Annotated in this window: 7 protein-coding genes; 6 read left to right on the forward strand and 1 reads right to left on the reverse strand. The window is 62.5% G+C overall.

Annotated features, from left to right (window positions below):
* Positions 1–96: 96 nt before the first annotated feature.
* Positions 97–1,041, reverse strand: a complete 945-nt coding sequence (locus ACPL7H_RS18650) for a lactonase family protein (protein ID WP_424798245.1) — start codon at positions 1,039–1,041, stop codon at positions 97–99.
* 224 nt (positions 1,042–1,265) lie between these two features.
* Here ACPL7H_RS18650 and ACPL7H_RS18655 point away from each other — a divergent pair, with 224 nt between their 5' ends.
* From ACPL7H_RS18655 to ACPL7H_RS18680, 6 genes are all read left to right on the forward strand, one after another.
* Positions 1,266–2,093 carry an IclR family transcriptional regulator gene (locus ACPL7H_RS18655; RefSeq protein WP_424798246.1) on the forward strand — a complete coding sequence of 276 codons (828 nt, stop codon included), beginning with the start codon at positions 1,266–1,268 and terminating at the stop codon, positions 2,091–2,093.
* Positions 2,090–2,947 (forward strand): amidohydrolase family protein, encoded by an 858-nt coding sequence (locus ACPL7H_RS18660; protein ID WP_424798247.1) that lies wholly within the window; start codon positions 2,090–2,092, stop codon positions 2,945–2,947. The genes ACPL7H_RS18655 and ACPL7H_RS18660 overlap by 4 nt, the downstream gene beginning before the upstream one ends.
* Positions 2,948–2,987: 40 nt before the next feature.
* Positions 2,988–4,340 (forward strand): aspartate aminotransferase family protein, encoded by a 1,353-nt coding sequence (locus ACPL7H_RS18665; RefSeq protein WP_424798248.1) that lies wholly within the window; start codon positions 2,988–2,990, stop codon positions 4,338–4,340.
* 239 nt (positions 4,341–4,579) lie between these two features.
* Positions 4,580–5,890, forward strand: a complete 1,311-nt coding sequence (locus tag ACPL7H_RS18670) for a hypothetical protein (RefSeq protein WP_424798249.1) — start codon at positions 4,580–4,582, stop codon at positions 5,888–5,890.
* Positions 5,891–5,933: 43 nt separating this feature from the next.
* Positions 5,934–6,851 (forward strand): carbohydrate ABC transporter permease, encoded by a 918-nt coding sequence (locus tag ACPL7H_RS18675; protein ID WP_424798250.1) that lies wholly within the window; start codon positions 5,934–5,936, stop codon positions 6,849–6,851.
* Positions 6,852–6,853: 2 nt separating this feature from the next.
* The coding region (locus tag ACPL7H_RS18680) for a carbohydrate ABC transporter permease (protein ID WP_424798251.1) at positions 6,854–7,687 on the forward strand (834 nt) is incomplete at its 3' end.

The raw sequence follows: 7,687 nt of genomic DNA on the forward strand, positions 1-7,687 counted from the left end.
GCCAACGCATGTACCGCGTTGGGTGCGTTTGTTCGCTGTCCTACACCACCCCTGTTCGCAGACGCTAACGTCGGCATCGGTGACGACGACCCGTAATCATCGGTCGGTCAGGAGCCAGCCGGGCGTCGAGACCGAGAATTTCACCCGCGCTTCCCCGAGGTAGCCACCGTCGGTAGCCAACGAAACAACCTGGGAACTGTCCCAACCTGCAACCAGGATTTCTCCTTCCCGCACGAGGATGTGCTGTGGCCAGCGAACGCCCGAGTCCCGCTCAACCACAAGGACCGGGGCTTCTCCTGACACATCGAACAGTGAGATCGTGTCGTACCCGCGGTTGGCGAAATACACGAAACGCCCATCCAGTGACAATCGGATATCCCCCGGGTAGTTCCGCGAATGCCGGGTACGAGCCGGTCCCGTTCGGGCGGTGCTGGGCACGTCATGCACCGCCCCATCCCGAGGGTTCAACACCAGAAGGTTCGACCCGAGTTCGCCGGCGATGGCCAGCCGGCCGTCTGGCATCTCCACGAGGTGGCGGGGCCCGGCACCTGCCGGGACGGCGAGTGCGCGCGATTCCTCCAGGTGCACGGCCCTGGAGTTCGCGACGATCTTGAACTCCCGAATCAGGTCCGCGCCAAGATCCACCACCCAGGTGCGAAGGCCATCCCCGCGGTCCTTGAAGACCACCTGATGCGGGTGTGCCGAATCTTGCCGCTCAATCTCGGGGCCTGAGCCCTCCAACTGCAGGTGGTGCCCCTCGCCGGCCAGCGAGCCATCGGGTTCCAGCAACCAGCACGCCAACTGGCCGGAGGTGTAGTTCGTCACGACAAGAACCGAGCCGCTGGGATCGACAGCGAGGTGGCACGGTTCCAGTTCGGTAGGGCCTGCGAGTTGGTCGCTCATCAGCCGACCGGTACCGTCCGACACCGAGATCGCTACCACCCGACCTGGCGTCGCGACACCGGCCGTGCCGTAGACCACGGGCAAGCGTGGGTGCCAGGCCAGCGCGGAGAGTTGCTCGACGGTGGTCAGGGTAGTCATCACCCACCCCCCGTCCCGGTATGCGCACCGGACGAGGCCGTGCTCAACGCCCCCTCCACGGGAGGCAACGAGTAAGGACTCAGCATTCATAGGAAACACCCTTTCGATCAACTGTGACCGCGAACGTGCGCAGCCTGCGGGTCGGCCGGCTGCACGCGATTGTGAGTTTGGAGCCCTCCACATCGCCGCTGGACACCTGCCGACGCTCACCCTAGTATGCCTACATGGAACCGCGTTCCACGTCGTCATACCATTCCCAGGGTCTCACCCGGGCGCTCCGCATCCTCCGTACGCTCGGCGCACATAACGAGCCCATGACACTTGCGCTGTTGTCGCGCGAACTCGACCTGCCCAAACCGACTTTGGTGCGACTCCTCAGCGTGCTGGAAGCAGAAGGGTTTGTACGGAAAGCCACCGATGCGCCGACCTTCGAAGTCGGCGACGCGGTGCTCGAGATCGCCGACAACGCGCTGCAGCGCATGGACGCCGGAACAGTCGCCACCCCCCATCTTCGCCACCTCGCTGAAGCGACCGGGTTCACCTCCAACGTTGGTGTCCTTGCCGGAGAGTCGGTCCTACACCTTCGAGTGGAAGAACCTCAACGCGCACTCCGGTTCAGGTCAAGCAACGGGTCGATCGACCATCTGCATTGCACTGGTCTGGGCAAGATGCTCCTCTCCATGCTTCCACCGGAAGCGCGGGGCGGCCACCTGCCGCCTGAACCCTACCCCGCATTCACACCGAAAACCCTCACCACCTCGGCCCAACTGGAGGGCGAGCTCGCCCGCATCCACAAGGAGGGGTTCAGCGTCGACGACGAGGAGAGGGACCACGGAGTGGTGTGCCTCGCCGTTCCGGTGCCGAATGATCAGCGGGCCGTGTGTGCTGTCAGCATCAGCGGCCCTGCCGGCGAACTGACGCCCGCCCATCGGCAGGACGTATTGCAGATTCTCACCCAGACCGCCGCCGCTCTCGGCAAGGAAAGTCGCTTCCTCAGCGCGCTGCGCGCGTTCAGAGATTCCTACCCCGTGGCCATTGAAGGAACTTCATGATCGTCGACGTCCATACCCATAACCTGCTGCCCGAGCATTGGGGGCCGGAGCACAAGGAGAACTGGGAACCCGCTTACGGTGAGCCGTATCCGGACATCACCCCGTACCAGTACGACGTAGCCATGCGAGCGGCCGGTATTGACGTCGCGATCGTCTTCGGGCTGGCCGCGTCACGCGCAGGGGTCCATACCCCCAACCGGTACGTTGCCGACTTCTGCGCCAGCGTCACCACGCCCACGATCGCCTTCACAGCCATCGACCCGTTGGACACGACCTGGCGTGAGCAACTGGAGGAAGCTCACAGCCTGGGCTTCCGGGGCGTCAAACTGTATCCCGTCCTCTCCCTATTCGACCCGCTCGCACCGGAGTTCGAAGACTTCTACCGCTTCCTGCTCAAGCAGCGGCTCGTCGTGCTATGGCACATGGGCGCTACACCGAGCCCGCAGGGACGCCTGGCGCTGAGCCAACCACTCATCGTCGAGGAGGTTGCCCGGCGGTACCCGGACCTGGTCCAGATCATGGCGCACATGGGACACCCCTGGCAGCGCGATGCCAATATCGTCCTGCGCAAGCACCCGAACGTATTCGCCGACGTCTCGGCAAGTTGGTCACGGCCAATGGACGGTTTCCTGGCTCTGGTCCACGCACAGGAGTGGGCCGTCACCGACAAATTGCTGTTCGGCAGCGACTACCCACTCTGGGAGCCGAAGGCGGCGCTCGAACAATTCACCGCCCTGGCGGAACTGCGCGCAGGGAATCTCCCCTATGTCCTTGAAGAAACGGTGCAGAACATCATCCACCGCGATGCGCTGCAACTGCTCGGCCTCGACGACCCACGTCCCAAGACTTCTTAACCCACCTCACAACTGATCACCACTTCCTCAAAGGAGAGCCATGCCATCCCTGAGTACAGCGACTCCCGTTGCCACGGCGGGCGAGGAGAAGCGCAGGAAAGCCGTGCGATTGATCCCGGGCGGGGTCAATTCGGCTACCCGCAATGTCGGTTATCCCGCCGCATTCAGCCACGCCAGGGGCTCGACGATCACCGACTCCGATGGTCGCGAGTTCGTGGACTACCACTGCGCCTTCGGCGCCACGCTGCTGGGGCACAACGACGAGCGCGTCAACGCCGCTGTGGCAGAAACCTTCGGCACGATCGACCTCATCGGCCTGGGAGTCACCGAACTCGAAATACAAGCAGCCCAACTCGTCCAGGACCTCATCCCATCGGTCGACATGTCGATTACGACGATGAGCGGCACGGAATCCACGTTCCAAGCGGTGCGATTAGCCCGGGCTGCCACCGGACGCAAGTACGTACTGAAGTTTCAGGGTTGCTTCCACGGGTGGCACGACGCCGTTGCTCGCAACGTCGCATCCTCAGCAGAAGGCGCATGGGGTCGCGACCCATTGTCGGCAGGCATCCTGGACGATGCGATCGACGCCACCCTCATAGCCGAGTTCAACGATTTGGGTTCGGTGCAGGAGGTGTTCGACCGCTATCCCGATCAGATCGCGGCCGTCATTCTCGAGCCGGTCCCGCACAACGTTGGCGCTCTGCTGCCGATCGATGCATTCTTGCGCGGCCTTCGCGAACTGTGCACCACGACCGGCACCGTGCTCATCTTCGACGAAGTCATCACCGGCTTTCGGCACGCCCCGGGCGGCTACCAGGAACTGTGCGGCATCGCCCCGGATCTGACTGCCTATGGCAAGGCCATGGGCAACGGTTTTCCGGTCGCCGGCATGGGCGGACGGCGCGACCTCATGGAGCGGTTCAACTCCGCCGGCGGGGACGTGATGCTGGCCGGAACCTACAATGGCAACCCCGCATCCATGGCAGCCGCCGTGGCCACCATGACAGCGATTAGCGATCCTGAGGTCGGCTTCCACGACCACGTCACCCAACTCGGGGACCGTATGCGTGCCGGATTGTCCGAGATCATGAAGAGCCACGATGTTGCCGCCGTGGTCACCGGGCTCGGTTCCGTCTTCGTCACGTACTTCCTGAGCGGCACGGTAAGCGGATACCGGGACCTGCTCCGGAACAATGACGTGGCGTACGCGGAGTTCCATCGGCGAATGATCAACGAGGGCTTCATGATGTACCCGATGGCGCTCAAGAGGAATCACATCACCCTGGCACACACTGCGGACCAGATCGATGAAACCCTAGCGGCCGCCGATGAAGTGATCCGCTCGATGGTCCGCGACGGACTCTTCGACCAGGCGCCGGCCACACCCTAGATAGAAACGCGTCGGGAGCGCGCGCCAGCCCGGCTACGCCCTAATCGTTCGGCCACGGAGCCATCGGCGTTCAACACGGATCGTCGAGGACGTCCATCGCCCCTCCCGCGTGACCGCGGCTGCTGCCGCCCGCGCGCCCCACGTGCTTGACCGGCTGAGGCCGGCAGCCTACAGTTCGATTCACCCCGATGAAGTGGAGTTCACATATGCGAAATCAATCAGCCTTGAAAGGCTCTCCCATGAACCGACGTAGTTTCCTCCTAGCCGCGGGCGGCACCGGCCTCGCTGCCGCGATGGGACTTGGCACGTTGACGTCTTGCAGTTCCGGCGGTGGCGACTGGGACGGCCAACTGCGGATGCTCGGATGGGACTTCCAGCCTGAGATGATCCATCAACTGGTCGGCGAGTGGTCGGACGCGGAAGAGACCGACGTCGAGGTCTCCATCATCCCGAACCTGGGATACTCCGCCGCCCTGCAGACACGGCTACGCGGCGGTGATGTCACCGACCTCTACTACAACTTCGCCTACAACTCACAGAAGTTTATCGACCAGGGCTGGGCATCGACGCTCAACGACTTGCCCGGTGCCGACGACCTCGTCGCAGACCTCTTCCCAAGCGCCCGCAGCACCTACGTCAACAGCGATGGCGACCTCATCAGCGTCCCCTACTTCTCAGCCGTGCACATGTTGCACTACAACGAGAGCATGGTCGCCGAGGCGGGGTTCAATTCGCCCCCGCAAACGCTCCAGGAGATGTATGACCAATCCAAGGCGCTCAAGGACCAGGGCATCGTCTCTGCGCCCTACGTGGCCTACTGGGTCAAGGAGTTCTGCGAGGAGTACCTGCAGACCTACCTGCTCAATGAAGGCATCACCGCGTTCGACGACGACGGCAACCCGGTCTTCGCGGATGACCCGAAGACCGAGGGTGTCTTCGAGTGGTGGCAATCGATGTACACCGAAGGGCTTGCGCCGTCGTCGCTGCTCAATGACGATCCCGGCATCCTGTCCAACCACATGGCACAGGGCGATGCGGCCTTCTTCGTCCTGCACCACTACTTCTTCACCTCGATCCGCGACCTGGAGGGCCCCGAGTCGACCAATGTTCAGATGGCGCCCATCGGCGGCGCGAACCACACCTTCCAGATGGGTGAAGTGCTTCAACTCGGCGATGTCCAAAACGACGACGCCCGCGCCGCCGCTTGGGAGTTGATGAAGTACTACGGATGGAAATCACCCGAAGGAGAGTTCACCGTCTCCAATGCCTGGGCGAACGCCGGGGGCCTTGCCGCCCCCTATCCGGGGTTCTTTACGGACGAAAACGTCCAGAACTCGTTCCCCGATTACTACGACCTGTCGATGCTCTCGGAGACATTCGAGACCGGTTCGAAGGTCGTCGCCGCCCGGACGCTCCCCTGGTACCCGGACTTCCAGGCAAAGGTCGGCGACATCATCCATGCACTATTGCTCGGCCAGATCACCCCGGCCGACACCGTCGACCAACTGACCGAGGCCGCAACGTCCGCGCAAGAAGGTGGCGGTCTGTAGTTCGATGGCTCCCATTGCACCCTCCGTTCGCAGAGGCGTGTCGGTGGCCGAGCGCCGAAGCGTCGGCCCGCTCGAAAGTTCGGGCCGACGCTTCGGAGTCCGCCTAGTCGCGCCGGCCGCTGCGCTCCTGATCGTCCTCCTGCTCATTCCCACCCTCCTAACAGTGCTCTACAGCGTGCACAACGTCCCGGCCGATGGGCGCGGACTAGGGGAATTCACGGGCTTCGAGAACTTCCTCATCGTGTTCAAGAGCGATGTCTTCTGGCACTCGATGTGGATAACGTTCATATTCTCACTAGGATTCGTGCTTCTTTCCACGCTGATCGGCCTCGGCTGTGCGGTACTCCTCAATCAGGAGTTCATTGGCCGTGGCCTCGCGCGTACCTTGCTCATCATTCCGTGGGCCACCCCATGGCTCGTGCTCGGAATCCTCTGGAAGTGGTACGCGGACGGTTCGGTCGGAGGCCTTAACGCCCTTCTGACCGCACTCGGAATCACGTCCGAATACCACGACTTCCTTTCCGACCCCACAGCGGCACTGATACTCGCCATCATCGCAGCCGTATGGCGCCAGGCCAGCTTCGCAGGGATCCTCTTCCTCGCCGGTCTGCAGACACTCCCGGGCGAACTCGCCGAGGCAGCCGCGCTGGACGGAGCCGGGGCAATAAAGCGCTTCTATCACATCACCATTCCGTGGCTACGGCCGGTGCTCATCACCGTCACGGTACTGAATGTGATCTACGCATTCCTGCAGTTCGATGTCATCTTCGCCATGACGCAGGGCGGACCCGGCGATGCCACGCAGGTGCTGAGCATCCTCATCTACCGCCAACTCTTCGTGGTCACCAACATCGGCCTGGGTTCTGCGCTCGCGGTGATCCTCGGGGCTCTCGCCCTCATCGGGGGTCTCGCCACGGTGAAGTTGCTGTACAAGCGCGAAGAGCAAGGAATGGCAGGGTGATCATGGTTCAACTGACTCAGCGTGAATCCATGGCACAGCCCCGCACTCGACGCACGAACCGATCTGGTGGCCGGCGGCGCAGCCCCTTGCTCACAGCGTTCATCTACCTTGCCGTGGTGATCTTCGCCCTATGGATCATCCTGCCGGTCTGGTTCCTTCTCGTCTCCAGCCTCATCACCCCGAGCCAGATGGGGTCGAGGTCATTCCCTCTAATTCCGGACTCCATCACCTTCAACAACTTCCTTGAATTGCTCTCTGGAGCCGGTGCCAGTGTCGGCGCGAGCACGGCCGGCACCAGACTGCTCGACTCTATTGCCAACAGCCTGCTGGTGAGCACGGTCCTCGTTGCCCTCAACCTCACCTTGGCTGGGTTGGCTGCCTACGGGTTGTCCCGCTTCCCGTTCCGTGGATCTCGGAGTTTTGAGCTCGCGGTCATCGCTACGCGGGTGATTCCTGCGATCGCGATCATCGGCCCCTTCTTCGTCGCCTTCCGGCTGATGAACATTCTCGATACGCCGTGGGCCTTGATCATTAGTTACAACGTCTTCACGTTGCCCTTGGCGATCTTGGTGCTCAAGAATTACTTCGACCAACTCCCTAAAGAGATCGAAGAGGCAGCAATGATCGACGGCGCTGGCCGGATGCAGACATTCGCCATCATCATCCTGCCGATCGCCAAGCCTGGCCTCGTGGCGGCCGGCGTACTTATCTTCCTGGAGGCATGGAGCGAGTTCTTTTACTCGCTCGTGCTGACGAACCAACTGACCGCTCCCCCGCTCCTCGTCGGTTTCCAATCCGTGCAACAGTTCAATTGGAGTTCGCTAGCGGCAGCCACG

Origin of the sequence: Pseudactinotalea sp. Z1732 (assembly GCF_049724975.1) — a bacterium.
Lineage (GTDB): Bacteria > Actinomycetota > Actinomycetes > Actinomycetales > Beutenbergiaceae > CALKWS01.

What these genes read in the sequence shown, in the direction of transcription:
- ACPL7H_RS18650 (WP_424798245.1), bottom strand. Translation starts at nt 1,041, where the DNA reads ATGACTACCCTGACCACCGTCGAGCAACTCTCCGCGCTGGCCTGGCAC.
- ACPL7H_RS18660 (WP_424798247.1), top strand. Translation starts at nt 2,090, where the DNA reads ATGATCGTCGACGTCCATACCCATAACCTGCTGCCCGAGCATTGGGGG.
- ACPL7H_RS18670 (WP_424798249.1), top strand. Translation starts at nt 4,580, where the DNA reads ATGAACCGACGTAGTTTCCTCCTAGCCGCGGGCGGCACCGGCCTCGCT.
- ACPL7H_RS18665 (WP_424798248.1), top strand. Translation starts at nt 2,988, where the DNA reads ATGCCATCCCTGAGTACAGCGACTCCCGTTGCCACGGCGGGCGAGGAG.
- ACPL7H_RS18655 (WP_424798246.1), top strand. Translation starts at nt 1,266, where the DNA reads ATGGAACCGCGTTCCACGTCGTCATACCATTCCCAGGGTCTCACCCGG.